Annotated in this window: 20 protein-coding genes; 12 read left to right on the forward strand and 8 right to left on the reverse strand. The window is 61.6% G+C overall.

The genetic code is table 11. The annotated features are described in order from the left end of the window. The first annotated feature begins 21 nt into the window (after window positions 1-21). On the forward strand, window positions 22-444 hold the full coding sequence (locus ACERJA_RS07885; RefSeq protein WP_373607680.1) for a universal stress protein: 423 nt from the start codon (window positions 22-24) through the stop codon (window positions 442-444). A 210-nt stretch (window positions 445-654) separates the two neighbouring features. Here ACERJA_RS07885 and ACERJA_RS07890 read toward each other — a convergent pair whose 3' ends face one another. After that, the gene (locus ACERJA_RS07890; RefSeq protein ID WP_373607681.1) at window positions 655-2103 is read right to left on the reverse strand and encodes an aldehyde dehydrogenase; all 1449 of its coding nucleotides are present in this window, start codon (window positions 2101-2103) and stop codon (window positions 655-657) included. Between the two features lie 361 nt (window positions 2104-2464). On the opposite strand from ACERJA_RS07890, the gene ACERJA_RS07895 reads away from it, so the two are divergent. Together ACERJA_RS07895 and ACERJA_RS07900 are read left to right on the forward strand one after the other, a co-directional pair. Continuing rightward, a complete protein-coding gene (locus ACERJA_RS07895; RefSeq protein ID WP_373607682.1) occupies window positions 2465-3328 on the forward strand; it encodes an SDR family oxidoreductase in 864 nt (287 codons plus the stop codon). Window positions 3329-3443: 115 nt separating this feature from the next. After that, window positions 3444-3890, forward strand: coding sequence for a universal stress protein (locus tag ACERJA_RS07900; RefSeq protein ID WP_373607683.1), 447 nt, complete (start codon window positions 3444-3446; stop codon window positions 3888-3890). On the opposite strand, the gene ACERJA_RS07905 is transcribed toward ACERJA_RS07900, so the two are convergent. After that, window positions 3871-5517, reverse strand: coding sequence for a spermidine synthase (locus ACERJA_RS07905; protein ID WP_373607684.1), 1647 nt, complete (start codon window positions 5515-5517; stop codon window positions 3871-3873). The genes ACERJA_RS07900 and ACERJA_RS07905 overlap by 20 nt on opposite strands. A 99-nt stretch (window positions 5518-5616) precedes the next feature. Continuing rightward, window positions 5617-5838 carry a hypothetical protein gene (locus ACERJA_RS07910; RefSeq protein ID WP_373607685.1) on the reverse strand — a complete coding sequence of 74 codons (222 nt, stop codon included), beginning with the start codon at window positions 5836-5838 and terminating at the stop codon, window positions 5617-5619. 120 nt (window positions 5839-5958) lie between these two features. Between ACERJA_RS07910 and ACERJA_RS07915 the strand changes: the two genes are divergently transcribed. Continuing rightward, window positions 5959-6366 carry an SRPBCC family protein gene (locus tag ACERJA_RS07915; protein ID WP_373607686.1) on the forward strand — a complete coding sequence of 136 codons (408 nt, stop codon included), beginning with the start codon at window positions 5959-5961 and terminating at the stop codon, window positions 6364-6366. A 24-nt stretch (window positions 6367-6390) separates the two neighbouring features. Here the strand turns inward: ACERJA_RS07915 and ACERJA_RS07920 are convergent, their stop codons facing one another. Next, a complete protein-coding gene (locus tag ACERJA_RS07920) occupies window positions 6391-7653 on the reverse strand; it encodes a GTP-binding protein (RefSeq protein WP_373607687.1) in 1263 nt (420 codons plus the stop codon). Window positions 7654-8030: 377 nt separating this feature from the next. Between ACERJA_RS07920 and ACERJA_RS07925 the strand changes: the two genes are divergently transcribed. The 3 genes from ACERJA_RS07925 (at window position 8031) to ACERJA_RS07935 (ending at window position 11348) form a co-directional block, all read left to right on the forward strand. After that, the gene (locus ACERJA_RS07925) at window positions 8031-8327 is read left to right on the forward strand and encodes a hypothetical protein (protein WP_006064785.1); all 297 of its coding nucleotides are present in this window, start codon (window positions 8031-8033) and stop codon (window positions 8325-8327) included. Window positions 8328-8330: 3 nt separating this feature from the next. Next, entirely contained in the window at window positions 8331-9302 is a 972-nt protein-coding gene (locus tag ACERJA_RS07930; RefSeq protein WP_373607688.1) for an ArsA family ATPase, read from the forward strand. A gap of 180 nt (window positions 9303-9482) precedes the next feature. Next, window positions 9483-11348, forward strand: coding sequence for a carbon starvation protein A (locus ACERJA_RS07935; protein ID WP_373607689.1), 1866 nt, complete (start codon window positions 9483-9485; stop codon window positions 11346-11348). A 202-nt stretch (window positions 11349-11550) separates the two neighbouring features. Here ACERJA_RS07935 and ACERJA_RS07940 read toward each other — a convergent pair whose 3' ends face one another. Continuing rightward, window positions 11551-12183, reverse strand: a complete 633-nt coding sequence (locus ACERJA_RS07940; protein WP_373607690.1) for a hypothetical protein — start codon at window positions 12181-12183, stop codon at window positions 11551-11553. 104 nt (window positions 12184-12287) lie between these two features. On the opposite strand from ACERJA_RS07940, the gene ACERJA_RS07945 reads away from it, so the two are divergent. After that, a complete protein-coding gene (locus ACERJA_RS07945; protein WP_373607691.1) occupies window positions 12288-12512 on the forward strand; it encodes a hypothetical protein in 225 nt (74 codons plus the stop codon). Window positions 12513-12545: 33 nt separating this feature from the next. On the opposite strand, the gene ACERJA_RS07950 is transcribed toward ACERJA_RS07945, so the two are convergent. Together ACERJA_RS07950 and ACERJA_RS07955 are read right to left on the reverse strand one after the other, a co-directional pair. After that, the gene (locus ACERJA_RS07950) at window positions 12546-13745 is read right to left on the reverse strand and encodes a redox-regulated ATPase YchF (protein WP_373607692.1); all 1200 of its coding nucleotides are present in this window, start codon (window positions 13743-13745) and stop codon (window positions 12546-12548) included. A gap of 208 nt (window positions 13746-13953) precedes the next feature. Further along, window positions 13954-14100, reverse strand: coding sequence for a hypothetical protein (locus ACERJA_RS07955; RefSeq protein ID WP_006064779.1), 147 nt, complete (start codon window positions 14098-14100; stop codon window positions 13954-13956). 277 nt (window positions 14101-14377) lie between these two features. Between ACERJA_RS07955 and ACERJA_RS07960 the strand changes: the two genes are divergently transcribed. From ACERJA_RS07960 to ACERJA_RS07975, 4 genes are all read left to right on the forward strand, one after another. Next, entirely contained in the window at window positions 14378-14572 is a 195-nt protein-coding gene (locus tag ACERJA_RS07960; RefSeq protein ID WP_008160330.1) for a cold-shock protein, read from the forward strand. Between the two features lie 274 nt (window positions 14573-14846). Further along, complete coding sequence (locus ACERJA_RS07965; protein ID WP_006064777.1) at window positions 14847-15713, forward strand: deoxyribonuclease IV; 867 nt, start codon at window positions 14847-14849, stop codon at window positions 15711-15713. 76 nt (window positions 15714-15789) lie between these two features. Beyond that, a complete protein-coding gene (locus tag ACERJA_RS07970) occupies window positions 15790-16161 on the forward strand; it encodes a hypothetical protein (protein ID WP_006064776.1) in 372 nt (123 codons plus the stop codon). A gap of 41 nt (window positions 16162-16202) precedes the next feature. Further along, window positions 16203-17000 (forward strand): class I SAM-dependent methyltransferase, encoded by a 798-nt coding sequence (locus tag ACERJA_RS07975; protein WP_373607693.1) that lies wholly within the window; start codon window positions 16203-16205, stop codon window positions 16998-17000. 102 nt (window positions 17001-17102) lie between these two features. Here ACERJA_RS07975 and ACERJA_RS07980 read toward each other — a convergent pair whose 3' ends face one another. Then, window positions 17103-17303: a hypothetical protein gene (locus tag ACERJA_RS07980; protein ID WP_373607694.1), complete on the reverse strand. Its 201-nt coding sequence runs from the start codon at window positions 17301-17303 to the stop codon at window positions 17103-17105. Window positions 17304-17455 lie beyond the last annotated feature (152 nt).

A 17455-nucleotide genomic window follows, 5' to 3' on the forward strand; every position in this document is an offset into this window, starting at 1 on the left:
GTGGTATGTGATATCTTTACTATGCATCGCGTCTTAGTACCCGTCGACACGAACGAGGATCGAGCGATCGCTCAGGCCAGATACGTCACTTCATTGCCAGACGCGTCCGAGTCGGTCGAGGCGTATCTCCTGTTCATTTTTACCGACGATAGCGAGGACCTGCCCAAGGATTTTAAGCAGTTCAAATCGGCATCGCGAATCGGTTCTGTCCGGCGAGCACAAGAACATCTCGAGGACCACGACATCGACGTCACCGTCCTCGAGGGCAGCGGTGACGTCGAGGAAGGCGACATCTTAACGCGGGCCGACGAGTACGATGTCGATGCGATCGTCCTCGGTGGGCGGAAACGCTCACCGGTCGGGAAGGCGGTGTTCGGCAGCGTCACCCAGTCCGTGATCTTGAACACTGAGCTCCCGGTCGTCGTGACCGGCGGCGGCGACTGATCGGGTCTCGAGCGCTTCTGAAGCGATCTCTCGGTGTCCGTACGTAACAGCTACACGCACAGTTCGTCCGCTCGTCCGCCGTCTCCCGTTCGACGGTTGCGATCGCTCAGTGATTGATGCGTGTTGTCGGAGACTGCAACCGGCTGTGCAGCGCTGTAGTCTGGTCGAAGCCGTCTTTCAGCCGAGTACACATGTCGAGTTGCTGTGTGCTCAGTGTCCGTCCTCGTCGAGATTTATGGCGATGTTTTTCGTCTGGAGGTACGAATCGAGCGCCTCGAGGCCTTTCTCGCGACCGATTCCGCTCTGTTTCATCCCGCCGAACGGCGTTTCGACTGAGCCGCCGAACCACTCGTTTACGTAGACGCCGCCGGCGTCGATCTCGCGAGCTATGCCGAGCGCTTGCGTGATATCTCGAGAGAACACGCCACCTGTCAGCCCGAACTCGACGCCGTTGGCGATCTCGAGCGCCTCCGTGCGATCCGCGAACGGAATCACCGCAAGCACTGGCCCGAAAATCTCCTCCTGAGCGATCCGCATCTCGGGGTCGACGTCCGAGAAAACCGTCGGCGGGACGAAATGGCCGTCTTCGTCGAGTGGTTCACCGCCAGTCTCGAGTGTCGCTCCGTCCTCGAGCCCGGTCTCTATGTAGTCGACGACCGTCTCGAAGTGCTCGGCGTGATTGAGCGGTCCCATATCCGGATCGTCCGTACCCGGACCGAGGTCGTACGACACAGCGTGGTCGACGAGTAACTCGATGAACTCGTCGTAGATCGATTCGTGAACGAGCGCCCGATCGGCCGCGGAACAGATCTGACCGGCGTTCGTAAAGATGCCCGTTGCGATCCAGAACGCCGCCGCGTCCAGATCCGCGTCCGGCATGACGATCGCCGGGTTCTTCCCGCCGAGCTCGAGTGTGACAGGGGTAATCGTCTCCGCTGCGGCTTTCATCACGGCCTGGCCCGTCGGCACGCTGCCGGTGAACGTGAGTTGGTCGACACCGTCGTGTGACGTCAGTGCGACACCGGGCGCTGTCCCGCCGGTGACGACGTTTACGACGCCGTCAGGAACGCCGGCGTCTCGACAGAGTGTCGCCAGATGAAGCGCCGACAGCGGTGTCGTCGGGGCCGGTTTCACCACGACCGTGTTTCCGGCCGCCAGAGCAGGTGCAACTCCTCGAGCAGTGATGCTCAATGGGAAGTTCCACGGAATGATCTGGCCGCTGACGCCGTAGGGCTCTCGAACGGTCATATCGAGCGTCTCGTCACCGCGTGGAATGCTCTTGCCCTCGAGTTTGTCGGCTGCGCCGGCGTAGTACTCGAAGTATCGGGCCGCGTCTTCCACGTCGCTTTGGGCCTGCGTCAGCGGTTTTCCCTGATCACGGCTTTCGATTTGCGCGAGGTCGTCGGCGTTGGCTCGGATCTGTGTCGCGACATCCTGAAGGATCTGTCCTCGTTCGACGGGCGTCTTCGAACGCCACGCCGACACTGCCTCGCGAGCCGCGCCGACCGCTCGGTCGACGTCAGCCGTGGTTGCTTGGGCGAACTTCGCGATGGGCTCGCCGGTCGCGGGATCGTTCGTCACGAGAGCGTCGTCTGTCGATGCGGGTACCGATTCACCGTCGATGTGGAGCTGGTAGTGGTCGTTGAGATTCATGATCATACGTGCGCTGGCAGTGGCACAGCGGAATACGCTGGGTTCGCTTGCACCACCCCTCTAATCGGGCCAAAGGAACTGTGACAGATAGCGTTATTGGTTACTTATTCAATAAATAAACCACTAGTGGTTTCATTTCGGACATCAGTGGTCGATAACGAATCCAATGGCGGTTACACGACGATGCGAGATCGATATCCCCTATTCGATGTTATCGGCGAGATATACCGGGCATATCGGCTGCGACCGTCCTCGGTGGTCAGTCGCGAATCTCCGCCGGTACCGAGAAACGTAAGACACGTTCGACGGCGTTGATACCCGCTTCCGGTTTACAGAGCCTTATGAGCTAGCCGGTGAATGCGAACGTATGACAGTGTCCCAACCGGATCTCTCCGGACAGACGGCGTTTATTACCGGAACGACACGCGGCATCGGCAAATCGATCGCGCTTGCGCTGGCCGAGCAGGGCTGTAACATCGTCTCGACCGGCAAGACGAGCGAAGAAGACGACGACTACGCGGATAGCGACCTCGAGGGCTCGATCGAGCAGACGGCTCGCGAAGCTCGGGATCACGGTGTCGAGGCGTTGGCGCTCAAACTCGACGTTCGCGACGAGGCAGCCGTCGAGGCCGCAGCGGAGCGTGCAATCGAGGAGTTCGGCACGGTCAACATCGTCATCAACAACGCGAGTGCGATCCAGCTTGCGACCGTCGAGGAGTTACCACCCAAGCGGTTTGATCTGCTGACCGACGTGAACGTGCGAGGGACGTATCTCACCTCGAGGGCCTTCGCCGACCACCTGCGCGAGGTCGACAACGCGTGGCTGCTGACGAACGCGCCGCCAGTTGGGATCGACCGCTCGCCGGGTTCGGGACCGTACGCGTGGTCGAAACTCGGGATGACGTTCATCACGCTGTCGCTTGCGAGTGAACTCGGTGGCGATGACGTCGGCTGTAACGCCTTCTGGCCTGTGACTGCGATCGATACGCGTGCCACGCGGTACTTCGGGATGGGAACTGAAGACGACTGGCGTACCCCCGAGATCGTCAGCGACACCGTCCTCGAGATTCTCAGTCGTGACCCATCCGAGTTCACCGGCAACAGCGTCTACGACGAGGAACTCCTTCGTGAAGCCGGCGTTGACGACTTTTCGCAGTACAACCTGACCGAGGGCGATCCGGCACCAACCTCGGCACAGCTGTTCGAGCCCGACTACCGTCGGTCGGAATAATTCGTTCTCGTCGTCGCTACAGCCCGAGCTGCTGTGGCGTCACGAATCCGTTGCCAACGGAGTAAAACCGTCGAAACGCCTATTGAGGGGCGAGATAATATCACAGACGATACTAATGTACGACCGGATACTTGTGCCGACGGACGGAAGCGACCCAGCCACTGCCGCAATCGAGGAGGCAATCGAACTCGCCACACAGAACGACGCAGAACTCCACGCGCTGTACGTCGTCGAGCCCATTCCGCTCGGCGGCTTCTCGGCCGGTGCAGAACCGGCGTCGGCCGAGTGGGGTGACGTCGTCGAAAAACAGCGAGACGAAGGGAACGCTGCGACCGCCGAGATCGCCGAGCTGGCGCGCGAACACGACCTCGAGGTCGTCGAAGCGATCGAACACGGCAAGCCTAATGTCCAGATCCTCGAGTACGCCGACGAGCACGACATCGATGCGATCGTGATGGGAACCCACGGCCGATCCGGTGCGGATCGACTCGTTCTCGGCAGCGTCACCGAAAAGGTCGTTCGAAAGAGCGACGTGCCCGTCCTCACTGTGCGGATGGGGTGATTGGACTAGCTGACCACGGGCCGCTGTCGCCGCTGGCAGTGGCTTCGGGGCTGACGATCTGAGCCGGTGCGGTCGGCTCGCTCGAGCTCCCCTCGGTCTCCTCGATCACGTACCGTTGGCCCAGCATGGGGTCAAGCAGGCTATCGACCTCGCCGCGGTCGTCCCGGAGGATGGGGGCGTCGCTGTCGGACTCGGTCATGTGATTGTCGACTGCATCCGACAGGTCGATGCCCAGCTCGCGTTCGGCGTTCCGGGTGGCGAGGTCGGCCTCGCTGAATCCAGTCTCGTCGTTCGTGGCGACGATCTGAATGTTCTGGATGGCGCTCGAGTCTGAGGTCCGGAAGCTGTAGGTGTCCGGGAAGACCTCGTTCATTGTCCGCTGTTGGGCGTGATAGAACTCGGACGCGGGGCCGCTCGGTGACGCGATGACGTTGGCGTGGAACACGCCGTCGTCAGCCAGTCGATCACTGACGAGGGTCATGAACTCGATGGTCGTCAGATGGAACGGGACCTGATCTTGCTTGTAGGCGTCAAGGACAATGACGTCGTAGGTCTCGTCGGTGTGCTGGAGGAACTGCCGGCCATCGTCCGCGTGGGCGGTCATCGTCTCGCTTTCCTCGAGGCCGAAGTATGCCTCGGCCGCGGCGGTAACGTCGGGATCGATCTCGACGACATCGACGGTGACATCGTAGCGCTCCTCGAAATCCTGCGGGCCGGTGTACCCACCGCCACCGATAAACAGCACGCGATCGACGTCGTCGACATCGTCGGTCATGAGCATCGGCAGGTGAAAGTATCCCGTGTACTCGAAGACGTGGCGGTCGGGCTCGCTGAGATCGATTGCGCTGTGGCGAGCGCCATCGAGGTACATCGTCCGAATCTCGCCGTCGTCGACGATCTCGAGTTGCTGGTGGGCCGTCTGAGTCTGGTGGACGACGTCGCCGCGGTGGTCGTAAGCGACCGGCCCGACACCAGTTGCGGCGATGAGTAAGAGGACGACGACGGCGCTTGCGATGAGTGGCTTTCGCGAGATCGAAGGCAGCGTCAGGATAACGGCCGTCCCGACGAGGAGAACCCCGAAGAGGAGGCCGATGGCATCGATGCTCATCGCTGGGATGAAGACGAACGTGGTCGCGGCCGAGCCGAGGATGCTCCCGATCGTCCCAAGGGCGTAGACGTGGCCGGACGCCTCGCCAGTTCCCGCTTTCTGTGAGAGCTCGGCGGCGTAGGGGCTGATGAAGCCGAGCAGATACGTTGGGGGGCCGAACAGGATGATCGCAGCCGGGAGCGCAGCGTACCGCGGCGGCAACGCCAGTGTCGACGTCTGTATCAGGAGCAGTTCGCTGGCGTAGATCACGATCGCGACGTACACCGCCGTTGCGAGCAACAGCCACGACATCTCCCGATTCGTCGCCCCGCGTGCACGTTTGCCACCCTGCCAGTAGCCCAGGCTCAACGCCGCGAGCACGACTGTCAGAATGCCCCCAACGGTGTAGATATGGCTGCCGAACTGTGGCGCGATGATCCGAACTGCAAGAATTTCGAGGCCCATACTGATGACCCCGGCGACGAAAACCGCGAGTTCGGGCTTTGTCGGCCGATACGTCGCGGCGGTCCGCAACTCCATTAGCTGGGGTGAATGGATCCGTCCGTGAGTAGTTGTCGGCTCGTTGCAGGACCTCGAGTCCGGCCGTGGGTAGCTGTAACTCGCCTACAACCGCCGCCACTACCGCGTCATTATGTGTGTGAGCACGAACAACGCGACCGCCACGGCTGCAACGGTTGGCAGTCCGTACTCGAGGGCCCCAATGAGCGACCCACCCCAGACGATCATCACGGCAAACAGTAGCGAAAGGATCGCGTTCAGTATGACCAGTACGCGTGGGTCGCCACGGGAGGACTCGAGGCCCTCCTGTAAGCCCTCTCGGTCAGTGTCGGGGTCAGCCATGCCGGGATACGGGACCGTTGCTCACTTAGCCGTTTCCCTGTGTGTATCGCCCATCCGAGCCGCCGGCGTCGGCAGGCGGCGACACCGGCATTTATGCCAATTCCCCCGTACGTGGTCGGTATGCAGGAGGTAACGGTGTCTCGAGTTGTCGATGCGTCGCCCGTCGTCGTCTCGCGCTGGCTCGATCCACCGACGATCGTCGAAGCGGAGGGGAGTTTCACTGTCGAGACGATTGACGACCAGGCCGACGCCACCATCGTCGTCGCCAGCGGGCCCGGGATGCAGCTGCCGCTGCGCTTCGAGGACCGCGACGGTGGGGTCTACTACACACAAGAGGGCGAACAGGGACCGTTCTCACATATGGAGACGTGGATCGACATCGAGGACGTGGCCGACGGCACGCAGGTCACATTTCGGTCGTCGGTCTCGCTTGCGGCACCGCTGCCGTTCGGCGACCGGATCGCCGCCTGGAAACGGAAAGGCGAACTCACGCGCGCACTCGAGACGCTCGAGGCTGCACTCGGGTAACGAATCGTCGGTGGGCGCTGGTTCTCAGGGCTCCCGAAGCACCACGTCCACGTCCTCGTCGTTCGGAAACGGGTTCTCGAGGGCGGCCGCCTGGTCCCACTCTTCGTCCGTAACCAGACAGTCCTCGAGTGCCGACCGCAGCGCCGTCTCCTGAGTGTCGGTGCCGATGAAGACCAGTTCTGTCTGCCGGTCGCCGTGCTCGTCGTGCCAGTCGAGGTCGGGTCGGTTGGACCGGTACAGATCTTGTTTTATCGCTGGCAGTGCGGCGATCCACGGTCCTCTGACGCTCGCTCGAATCGACGGCCCAGCCTGGGAGACGTCCACTTTGACGTCTCGACCGGCGAGCCACGTGATGCCTTTCGATCGGATGATACTCGAGGGGAGGGCCTCGAGAAACGCCGCAAACCGCTCGGGATGAAACGGCCGGCGCGCACGGAATACGAACGAGTCGACGCCGTAGCGCTCGTCAGGGTGGCGGTGGTCGTGTTCGTGGTGGTCGTCGTCGTGACTGTGACTGTGATGGTCGTGGTCGTGCTCGTCATCAGCATGGTCGTGACTGTGCTCGTCGGCCAGCGCGTGCTGCCAGCCAGCTAACTCGCCCATTCGGCCGGCGTCGAACAGTTCGACCCCGAGGAGACGGTCGGGATCGACTGCGCTGAATTCCGTTCGGATCGTCTCGGCCTCAGGCTGGAGTGCCGTAACGAGTGTCTCTGCCTCCTCGAGTTCCGACGGCTCACAGAGATCTGTCTTGTTGAGAACAACGAGGTTTGCGACCTCGAGTTGCTCGATCAGCAGATCCGCGAGTGGGCGTGTCTCGTCGTCGCCGTCTGTCCCCTCGCCGCGGCGTTCGGGAACGCCCTCGCCAGCGAACGTATCGAGAAAGAGCCGTGTGTCGAGGACAGTCACGAGCGCATCGATCTCGTAGCTGGCTGCGACCCGCGAAGCGGTCGTAAACAGCCGTGCGACCGGTTCGGGCTCGGAGATCCCCGAAGACTCGACGAGCAGATGGTCGAACGATCGTTCACGGGCCAGTCGGACGACCGCGGTCTCGAGGTCGTCCTGGAGTTCACAGCAGATACAGCCGTTCGAGAGTTCGGCGACGCCGCCAGTGTCGAGATCCGAGCCGTCGGCGACTAGGTCAGCGTCGACGTTGACCGATCCCATATCGTTGACCAGCACGGCGAGGTCACGGCCGCCGGCGTTTTCGAGGAGGTGATTGAGCAGCGTTGTTTTGCCCGCACCGAGGCTCCCAGAGAGAACGGTGACGGGGATCTCGTTTGAGTGCATACCGAGTGGTTGTGACTCGAGCGCAAAGAAGCGTCGTCTCACTGCTTCGACACCGTGTGTCACGCGGCAGTGACTTCCGTCTACGTGGTGACTGATGAGTGGACTGTCAGTATCCGATGCTGTTATTAGCCCGCAGTTTCGACTGCTACCCACGGGAGCATTGGCATCGCAAGACACACCACCAGCTCCCGTTTTCACGACACCGTGACGGTGCCGAGTCGTGACGCCGTGTGCCCGTGTGGCAACGGCTACTGTGGTGGGAACCGGTAGGCATGTCACCGTTCGCGGTCGACACTGGTAACTGTTCGGCAGACACCCGTCTGACGAGCGGCCCGGACGCGACATACTTTTGTCTCCGGGCCCGAGCATGACCGACGATGACACTCGCCGATCGGATCGAATCCTTCCGCGCCACGCTCGAGGAGTGGCTTCGCGGACTCTATCATGGGATGTTCACGCATCCAGCGTACGAGAAGATCGAGGCCGAAGCCGAGGATACAGAGGACGCGTTCATGCTCGCGTGTTTCCCCGACGCCTTTGGCATTCCAAGCCCCGTCTCGTACTACACGGCCGAACTCCTGCCCTATCTCGAGGACGAGTATCAGTCCTGGGAGCGGCGGATGTGGGACCGCCAATCGGTCATCGAGCGCAAGGGCCACCAGTATCATTTCTAATCGATGGCACAGTTCACCTTTTTCGGCGGCAAAGGCGGTGTCGGCAAGACGACCGTCTCGAGCGCCTATGCGCTCGAGTGTGCCAACGCTGGTCTCGAGACGCTCGTCGTTTCGACGGACCCAGCACACAGCACGGCCGACGTCTTCGACCAGGAGTTCGCCGACGAGCCCCGATCTGTCGAGGGATACGACGGGCTCTCGGCGATGGAGATCGATCCGGAACAGGAGGTCCAGGACCACCTGCAGGATCTCAGACGGCAGCTGAACTCCCAACTCAGCGCGGCGATGGTCAACGAAGTCGACATCCAACTCGAGATGGCCCACCAGACCCCCGGCGCCTACGAGGCCGCGCTGTTCGATCGGTTCGTCGACGTGATGCGAAACGCCGACCCCTACGATCGGGTCGTCTTCGACACCTCACCGACCGGCTCGACGCTGCGACTGCTCGCCCTGCCGGACCTCCTCGAGCGCTGGATCGAGCGGCTGATGGACAAACGCGAGCGCAGCATCGATCTCTTCGAGAAGGCCGCGATCGGCAAACAAGAGCCACGGCGCGTGATGGAAGGCGACCCGATCCTCGCGCGCCTCCAGGAGCGCAAGGAACGCTTCGAGTACGCTGGCGAGGTGTTGCGCGACGATGCCGCCTTCTATCTCGTCTTGAACCCTGACGAACTCTCGATCAGGGAGACGAGCCGGTCACTCGAGACGCTGTCCGACGCCGAGTTGCCCGTTCGCGGACTCGTCGTCAACCGTCTGACGCCCGAACCGGAACCTCACGAAGAGGGCCGCGGTGCGACCTACCTCCGGGATCGGGTCGACACCGAACGCGACCGACTCGAGTACATCGAGACTGCGTTCGACACGCCGGTGGTCGCGACGATCGAGACACGCGTCGAGGAAGTCCGCGGGAGTATTCTCGAAGACGTCGCGGGCGACCTCGAGATTTCTGTCGGCGACGAGCCGCGGGCGAGTTGAGCCGGGACCTCAATCATCTTACGGAACTGGCATTTCGACAACTTTCTACCCAAAAATTGCTGCACTTTTACACGTATGGCCATTTTAACACGGGTTAAGAGTGAGAATATAAATAGGCAGAACGTCAATGAATTATATTTATATTCCTCCCGTTCGTCGCACGTCTAGAGAGACAATACCATGGCAGGTGTAATTTGGATCGTGGCACTGGTGCTGGTGACGTTTACCACCGCGTACATCGTGTACGGGCGGTACCTCTCGCAGTTCGTGGGGCTCGATGACAGTCGAGAGACGCCAGCACACAAGTACCAAGATGGACAGGAGTACGTACCGGCGAAGAAGCCGGTCTTACTGGGGCATCATTATTCAAGTATCGCAGGCGGCGCGCCTGTTGTCGGACCGATCACGGCCGCACTGATCTGGGGCTGGATCCCGGCTGTGCTGTGGGTTGCAATCGGGAACCCGCTGCTCGGTGCGGTCCACGACTTCATCTCGCTGTCGAGCAGTCTTCGACACAAGGGGAAGTCGATCGGCTACATCATCGGTGAGTACGTCGGTGAACGCGGCAAGAACATGCTACTGTGGTTTGCGTTCTTGCTGACGATCCTCGTTGTGGCGGTGTTCGCACTCGTCATCGCAGTCGTGTTCAACGCGTTCCCATCGGCGGCAACCGCGAGTCTCCTGTATGTCACACTCGCGTTCGTGTTCGGCATCTGGCTCTACCAGCTGGGACTGCCGTTCTCGGTTGGGACAGTCATCTTCGTCGCCGGCGTGTTCGGCTCGGTCTGGGTCGGTATTCAGTACCCGCTCGCGATCGTTCCCGGCGATTACGCCGCCGGAACGACCGTCTTGCTCGATTCGACGTCGTTCTTCCCGGAACTGCTCGGGAGTGCGAACATCGGTGCGTGGGTGCTCGTGATGCTCGTTTACGGCGCTGCGGCCAGCGTCCTGCCGGTCTGGATGCTGTTGCAGCCACGTGACTACCTCTCGTCGTTCCTTCTGTACACGGGAGTCGGTGGGAGCCTGCTTGCGGTCATCGTCGGCACGTACATTACCGGAATGGGGGGCGACGCCATCCACCCCGAAACCGATGCACAACTGAGCTTCGAGATCACGACTGGGGCCTGGTACGGCTTCCTCGGACAGGGTGGCCCGCTCGCCGAGTCCCTCCCGCTCATGCCCTTGCTCCCGCTGTTGTTCCTTACCATCGCGTGTGGGACCATCAGCGGCTTCCACTCGCTAGTGTCCTCGGGGACGACAGCCAAGCAGCTGAACAAGGAGACGGACGCCAAACTCATCGGCTACGGTGGGATGCTCGCAGAGGGACTGCTGGCTGCAGTCGCCCTCTGTGCGGTGACGATCGTCGCAATCCCGGCCGACACCGGCGGAATCGGGCTCGCACTGCCGAACTTCGCGACTGGCGGTGGCGCAATCCTCACCGCCCTCGGAATCCCCTTCGAGTACGCCGTGCCGTTCATGGCGCTTGTGCTCGCGAGTTTCCTGCTGACGAGCATGGACACGGCTGTCCGTCTGGGCCGGTACATGTTAGAGGAGATCGTCGGAACGCCGGAGACGCCAGTCGAGTCGTATGCGGCAAACCGGTACGTCAACACGACGGCTATCGCCGTCCTCGCGTTCTTCCTGCTCGGTAGCGGTCGGTGGGAGGACCTGTGGACGCTGTTCGGCGGCGCAAATCAGCTGCTGGCGTCGCTGGCGCTGCTGACCGGGACCGTCTGGCTCGCAAACTGGGACAAGTCCAAACAGCTGGTCTCTACCGGTGGCCCGATGATTTTGATGGCGTTCATCACTGTCATTGGTCTCACCTGGACCGCACTCTATACGATCCTTGGCGGGCGGCTGCTCGGTATTACCGCCGAAGCGGAGACATCGCTGCTCGGTCAGTCTTCGGCCGTCGTCCAGATCGTTATCATCGCAACCCTCATCTGGCTGGCGCTGTCGCTACTCAAGATCGGCTACGACAACATGACGGCAGCTGGTGACACAGACAGCGGACTCGCCGCCGACGTCAGTACTGACGACGACTAATCGCGACTTCGGGTCGCGATCCTCAACCGCATCGACGCTGTTTTTTGACGACTTCGACCGACTCAAGACACGCAGCTGTCTCGCGATGCAGACAAGGGAGTACCGTGTTGTCGGTGTCGATCGTATCGCAACAGCTGAAACAATTGACACACTGATCGCACGCCAACTGTCCGATCAGGTGTGTCTTGACGGTCAGTGGCTACTACAGCTGCAGTCGCCGCGAGAGCAGCCCGAGCAGCCCTGGCTCGTCCTTCTCGATCGGATCCCAGAGACGGAACGCGGTCGCAACGTCCGCGTTGTCGCTCGCAACCAGCTCTTTGCTGTCGGGAGCGATGACGGCCAGATTGATCTCGTAATGGCCGTGATAGCCGTATTTCAGCAGTGTTCGCCCGTCGAACCCGGCGACGCGTTCAGCGATCGATTCTGGAATCGAAGCTGTAACCGCGACGAACGTAAACTCCGTACAGAAGTGTTCTTCGTCAGGTTCGATCCACTCATCAGCCAGTCGCTCGCCGAGTTCGACGAACCGATCGAGTGTTCGGTCGTCGACGCGGTCGACTTGCCTGACAAAGAGGTGTTCAGTCGACTCGTGTTCCGCCAGCGAGAGTGCCGGATGGAGGAAATGTTTCTTGCTCACCAGCTCCATCGTTCCATACAGCGTGAACTGTTCTCCCTCGACGGCGAAATCCTTCTCGAGGTCGTAGTTGTGCATGAGCCGATCGCTCACCCGGTCGACGTACTCGTCGTCCCAGTCGGGAACCCCCTCGAGGCGCTCGCCTGTCCGCCGGTCGGCCGCCATCTCGCCAGACTCCGTGGCGGACTCGTCGTCGTCCATGTGTGGTGATGCCACGTCGCGAGTAAAAGTCCGTCGCCACTGCGGTCGCAGTCGGCTGTGCCAGCAGTTAAGCAGTGGGAGTCCGTACACTGAGACGAACACATATGCCAAAGGAACGTGAGGCGTGCGGTCGCTGTTCGATGTCGGTCGCCGTCGACGTCGCGAACAGCGACCGAGACGCCGACGAACGGGCTGCCCGCGATCCGTACGGCGACGCGCGGATCGAAGTCGACGAGGACCAGCTCCGGAGCCTGTCGCCGAGCGCCTGGCTCGGGGAGCTCTCGAGTCGCCTCGACGACCTTGCGAATCGACTGATCTGGCGGCGATAAGGAGGCGGTCGATCCGATTTTACGTGTCGTCGGTCAGTTCGTCGTGATAATTTCAATCACGTCGCGGGGCTCGACCTCGTAATCCTTGCCGAGTTGTCGGTTGCTCCGGCAGTCGATGGCGTGGAGGAAGCCATCGCCGATATCGGAGTGGAGGCTGTACGCGAAGTCCTCCGCGGTCGACCCTTCCGGGATCAGATAACAGTCGGGCAAGACCTCGCCGCGTTCGTTCCCGAGGCCGTTCGCGCCGCCGGGGAACACCGACACGACGCCCAACACGTCGAAGAGCGCGGTCTCGAGTGCTGGCTGGACGCCTGTCGAGCCAAATTCGGCGAGAAACTCCCGGATCTGTTCTAAGCCCTCTTCCTGTTCACCGGAGACGTCACCCGTGATCTCGAAGTCGCCGTCACCGGGACGGTAGTCGACAACGCCGGCTTTGTCGGCGGATTTGAGCGCGCGCTCGGCGTGGGCGCTACAGGGAACGATCGTCAGGTGCTCGTACTCTGGGTCCGACGTGATCTCCTCGTAGTTCGCCTGGGACTGTGGCTTGTCCATCTTGTTCGCTGCGATCACCATCGGCTTGGTCTCCTTGCGGATCTCGCGCGCCAACTCGAGTTTGTCATCGTCGTCCCACTCCTCGGGCTCGAAGCCGACGTCGACGCGGCGGATGAGGCGTTTGATCTCGTCTTCGTTCGTCTTGAACGCGCTCATCTGCTCTGCGAGTTCCTCCTCGATGGCGTCGTCTTCGGTGGTGTAACCCGACTCGTATCGGTTGATCCCTTTTTCGAGGACCCCGAGATACCACTGGTCGAGTTCCTCCTCCAAGAAGTCGATGTCTCTTCGGGGATCGTGTCCCTCGGTAGATTCGCCCTCGAGGTCGGTCTCCCCGGAGAAGTCGACGACGTGAATCAGGACATCGGTTTCGTTTAGATCGGTCAGGAACTGGTTGCCGAGGCCTTTCCCCTCGTGTGCGCCGGGGATCAGCCCCGCAACGTCGACGAGTTTCGTCGGAACGAAGCGGGTGTCTCCGTCGAGGTAGCCCACGCTCGGGGTCGACGTTTCGTCGAACTCGGGTGCGGCGTCCTCGACGCGGACGTAGGCCTCGCCCACGCTCGGGTCGATCGTCGTGAAGGGATAGGCCCCTTCGGGCACGTCGTTCATCGTCGCCGCGTTGAAAAAGGAGGACTTGCCGACAGAGGGTTTGCCGACGAGTCCGATCCGGTGGCTCGTACTCATTATCAATCCCTGGAACGGCCGGGCTAAACGGGTTTTGTTCCGTCGCTGGGGTGATATGAGTACACCTGCCATGAGTCCCCTCGAAGTACTCGGACGGTCTCCTAGAAGCCATTTCCACCCCATCTGCGACCGTCTTTCAGTTGTACCGAGAAACAGAGACAACGATCCGTGTCAGATCATCGACAGCGTCGTACCGTAAACGAGCAGATCACACGGGCACGTCGTTATCGTCGCCGTCGTAGAATCGCTTGCGATTCTGCGGCCCGTCAGATCGGCGCTCTGACGACGGCATTGAAAAGGAGGACTTGCCGACAGCGGGTTTGCCGACGAGTCCGATCAGGTGGCTCGTACTCATTGTCCGTCCCTAGAACGGCCGGGCGAAACGGGTTTTATTCCGTCTCGAGGTTGGTATGAGTGGACCTGCCATGAGAACCCAGGAAATACCCGTACAGTCTCCTAGAAGTCATTTCTACCGCATCTGCGACCATCCGTCGGCCGCACCGAGTGGTACACGTTGCGGGTCCGTCATGCGATGAGGGGGCAGAATGCGTGTAACTCTCTCACAGGACTGTGCTCGTGGTACCGCGACCCTCGCAAGTCTTATCCGTGTATCGGGTGTACATTTGTTTGTAATGGCGAAAGGTAACGTTGATTTCTTCAACGACACAGGCGGCTACGGTTTCATTTCGACGGACGACGCGGACGATGACGTTTTCTTCCACATGGAAGACGTTGGCGGTCCGGACCTCGAGGAAGGCACAGACATCGAATTCGACATCGAACAGGCCCCCAAGGGTCCCCGCGCGACGAACGTCACCCGCGAGTAATATCGGCATCTCCGTCGCCTGACGGCGACTTTGTATGACGACATTTTCCAGACAACTACGCTCCATAGTCACGACGCTCACACCATTGCACGGCCGTGTGCACTCACGTGGACTGTGACTGTCAGTGGCGACTACTGATACGGACTCCTGTCGTCATGTCCCACCGATCACCGACCCTGCCGCTGGTGATCGACGGTCACTCGGTACAGCAGACCGTGTGTGTCCCTCGAGTCGCTCCGGTATCCCTATCAGGGATCGGTACTGACGAGACGCTATGAAGATCGGTGCACACGTTTCGATCTCCGGTTCGCGCGTCTCCTCTGATGACGAAACACCGCCGTACGACGACGTTCGGAACGCGGTTCATCGCCAACTCGCGTTCGGCGGCAACTGCGGACAGATCTTTACTACCTCACCGCAGGTCTGGGCCCAACCCGAGATCAGCGACGAGGCTGCCGAGGGCTTCCGAGCGGAGTCAGACGAACACCTCGAGGGGCCGTGGGTGATTCACTCCTCGTATCTGGTCAACCTCTGTACGCCAAAAGACGACCTCCGCCGGAAGTCCAAAGAAAGCATGCAGGCCGAACTCGATGCCGCCGAGCGGCTCGACGTCCCTTACGTCAACGTCCACCTCGGTGCGCACACGGGCGCTGGCGTCGAGGGCGGCCTCGACAACGCGGCGAGTCTGATCGACGAACTCGAGGTGCCCGACGGGGTCGAGATTCTGATCGAATCCGACGCAGGTAGCGGAACGAAACTCGGCGGCGAGTTCGCTCATCTCGCGGGGATCATCGACCGCACCGACACCGACATCGGCATCTGTATCGACACGGCCCACACGCTGGTCGCGGGTAACGACCTCACGACGCCCGAGGCCGTCGACGAGACCGTCTCCCGCTTCGACGACGAAGTCGGCCTCGAGTACCTGAAATATCTCCACCTCAACGACTCGAAACACGACGTCGGCACGCACAAAGACGAACACGCCCACGTCGGCGAGGGCTACATCGGCGAGGACGGCATGCAAGCGATCGTAAACCACCCCGACCTGCGCGAACTGCCGTTCGCACTCGAGACGCCGACTGAAGACGGCCGCGGCTTCGCGTGGAACATCCAGAAAGTGCGGGAACTGCGCGAGTAACCTTCGCTCGGCGCGACCGTCTTTTTTCGACTGTCCTAACGGGAAGCTATAGGACAACTCGCCGATGAATACGCGTATGGACACAGCTGAAACGACGTCCACGCTCGGGATCGTCCTCGGCGCGGTCCTCGTCGTCGTCGGCATCGCCGCCTACGTGGTCTCGGACTTTGCGAGTATTACTGCACTCATCCCGGCCGTTTTCGGCGTCATCATCGCTGGGTTCGGTGTCGTGGGTCGCCAGACAGAGCGACGCCGCCTTGCCGTCATCGGGATCGGCGTACTCGCCCTGCTTGGCGTCGTCGGCTCTGTCCGTGGGATTTCCGACGTGATCGCGCTGTTGACCGGCGGGGCCGTCGACTCGACTGTCGCCGCGGTCGCACAGGGGTCGATGATCCTGGTCGGCCTTATCCTGCTTTTCGCCGTGGGCCGAGAGCTGGGTCGGAACTAAGAATCGACCCGCTTTTACTCGAGACGGCCGAACGACATCTCGTGCGCGAGTTCTCCGAAGACTATCTTCAGCGGACCCGCCAGGGGATGTGGGACGACTCTCGGGAGGCGCTTGCCCCGCTCGCCCTCGAGTCCCACGAGCGAATTCTCGACGTCGGCTGTGGCACCGGCGAGTTGAGCCGCGTGCTCGAGGCCGAATCGTCGGCCGACGTGATCGGCTGTGATGCCGATCCGGACCTGCTCGTGGCGGCCCGCGACCACGTCCCGGTCGTCGCCGGCGACGCGCTTCGACTCCCGTTTCCCGACGATACGTTCGACCTCGTGGTCTGTCAGGCGCTGTTGATCAACCTCCCTGATCCGGCGGCCGCCCTCAGGGAGTTCGCCCGCGTCTCGAGCGACTGCGTCGCCGCTATCGAACCCGATAACGCCGCCGTCGAGGTCGACTCGAGTGTCGACGCCGAAGGACCGCTCGAACGACGAGCGCGACAGGCCTATCTCGAGGGCGTCCCGACGAATGTCGCCCTCGGAGCCGATGCTCGCGACGCGTTTGAGACGGCCGAACTCGAGGTCTGTGAGACACGCCGATACGACCACGTCCGAACCGTCGAACCGCCCTACAGCGAGGGAGCGCTGCTCGCAGCCCGGCGCAAGGCAACTGGGGCGGGACTGGCCGACGACCGCGAGACGCTGCTCGCTGGACCGCTGACTGAGTCGGCGTACGACGACCTCCGTGGCTCGTGGCGACAGATGGGCCGGGACGTCATCGCCCAGATGGAAACACAGGAGTACCGTCGTGAGGAAGCCGTGCCGTTTTTTGTCACTGTTGGCCGAGTTGTCTGACAGCGCTGTCCGACACTCGACGCAGACGGTCTGTTGTAATTCGTTCCCGATGATCGCTCGAACGGGACAGCGATCACCGGTATAACGGGACACCGATCCGTATTATTCGTGTTCCTGACTGTCTTGCTGGCCCAGCAGCGAGACGACGATGCCTGCGAATCCGAGCCCGACGATCACGACGCCGGTGAGCAAGTCGACCACGCCAAACAGGGCAAGTACTGATCCCGTCATCACGAGCGCGAGATTGGCAAGCATCGCGGCACGGGGCGAACGGAGCTGCTGCAGAACCGACGAGACGCTCATACGAGGACACTCGCTGGGAGCGCAAAATCCGTTGTCATCGTGCTCGAGGAACTCGTCGCCAACGTCGATGCACGGAGCGCGTCGTCGGCCGAGACTGATGGCGACCGACACCCACTCGACAGTGATGGCTCTAGAACCCCTTCGCTCGAGCA

The sequence above is a fragment of the Natronorubrum sp. A-ect3 genome (assembly GCF_041821125.1).
GTDB classification, from domain to species: domain Archaea; phylum Halobacteriota; class Halobacteria; order Halobacteriales; family Natrialbaceae; genus Natronorubrum; species Natronorubrum bangense.

What these genes read in the sequence shown, in the direction of transcription:
- ACERJA_RS07885 (WP_373607680.1), top strand. Translation starts at nt 22, where the DNA reads ATGCATCGCGTCTTAGTACCCGTCGACACGAACGAGGATCGAGCGATC.
- ACERJA_RS07890 (WP_373607681.1), bottom strand. Translation starts at nt 2,103, where the DNA reads ATGATCATGAATCTCAACGACCACTACCAGCTCCACATCGACGGTGAA.
- ACERJA_RS07895 (WP_373607682.1), top strand. Translation starts at nt 2,465, where the DNA reads ATGACAGTGTCCCAACCGGATCTCTCCGGACAGACGGCGTTTATTACC.
- ACERJA_RS07900 (WP_373607683.1), top strand. Translation starts at nt 3,444, where the DNA reads ATGTACGACCGGATACTTGTGCCGACGGACGGAAGCGACCCAGCCACT.
- ACERJA_RS07905 (WP_373607684.1), bottom strand. Translation starts at nt 5,517, where the DNA reads ATGGAGTTGCGGACCGCCGCGACGTATCGGCCGACAAAGCCCGAACTC.
- ACERJA_RS07910 (WP_373607685.1), bottom strand. Translation starts at nt 5,838, where the DNA reads ATGGCTGACCCCGACACTGACCGAGAGGGCTTACAGGAGGGCCTCGAG.
- ACERJA_RS07915 (WP_373607686.1), top strand. Translation starts at nt 5,959, where the DNA reads ATGCAGGAGGTAACGGTGTCTCGAGTTGTCGATGCGTCGCCCGTCGTC.
- ACERJA_RS07920 (WP_373607687.1), bottom strand. Translation starts at nt 7,653, where the DNA reads ATGCACTCAAACGAGATCCCCGTCACCGTTCTCTCTGGGAGCCTCGGT.
- ACERJA_RS07925 (WP_006064785.1), top strand. Translation starts at nt 8,031, where the DNA reads ATGACACTCGCCGATCGGATCGAATCCTTCCGCGCCACGCTCGAGGAG.
- ACERJA_RS07930 (WP_373607688.1), top strand. Translation starts at nt 8,331, where the DNA reads ATGGCACAGTTCACCTTTTTCGGCGGCAAAGGCGGTGTCGGCAAGACG.
- ACERJA_RS07935 (WP_373607689.1), top strand. Translation starts at nt 9,483, where the DNA reads ATGGCAGGTGTAATTTGGATCGTGGCACTGGTGCTGGTGACGTTTACC.
- ACERJA_RS07940 (WP_373607690.1), bottom strand. Translation starts at nt 12,183, where the DNA reads ATGGACGACGACGAGTCCGCCACGGAGTCTGGCGAGATGGCGGCCGAC.
- ACERJA_RS07945 (WP_373607691.1), top strand. Translation starts at nt 12,288, where the DNA reads ATGCCAAAGGAACGTGAGGCGTGCGGTCGCTGTTCGATGTCGGTCGCC.
- ACERJA_RS07950 (WP_373607692.1), bottom strand. Translation starts at nt 13,745, where the DNA reads ATGAGTACGAGCCACCGGATCGGACTCGTCGGCAAACCCTCTGTCGGC.
- ACERJA_RS07955 (WP_006064779.1), bottom strand. Translation starts at nt 14,100, where the DNA reads ATGAGTACGAGCCACCTGATCGGACTCGTCGGCAAACCCGCTGTCGGC.
- ACERJA_RS07960 (WP_008160330.1), top strand. Translation starts at nt 14,378, where the DNA reads ATGGCGAAAGGTAACGTTGATTTCTTCAACGACACAGGCGGCTACGGT.
- ACERJA_RS07965 (WP_006064777.1), top strand. Translation starts at nt 14,847, where the DNA reads ATGAAGATCGGTGCACACGTTTCGATCTCCGGTTCGCGCGTCTCCTCT.
- ACERJA_RS07970 (WP_006064776.1), top strand. Translation starts at nt 15,790, where the DNA reads ATGGACACAGCTGAAACGACGTCCACGCTCGGGATCGTCCTCGGCGCG.
- ACERJA_RS07980 (WP_373607694.1), bottom strand. Translation starts at nt 17,303, where the DNA reads ATGAGCGTCTCGTCGGTTCTGCAGCAGCTCCGTTCGCCCCGTGCCGCG.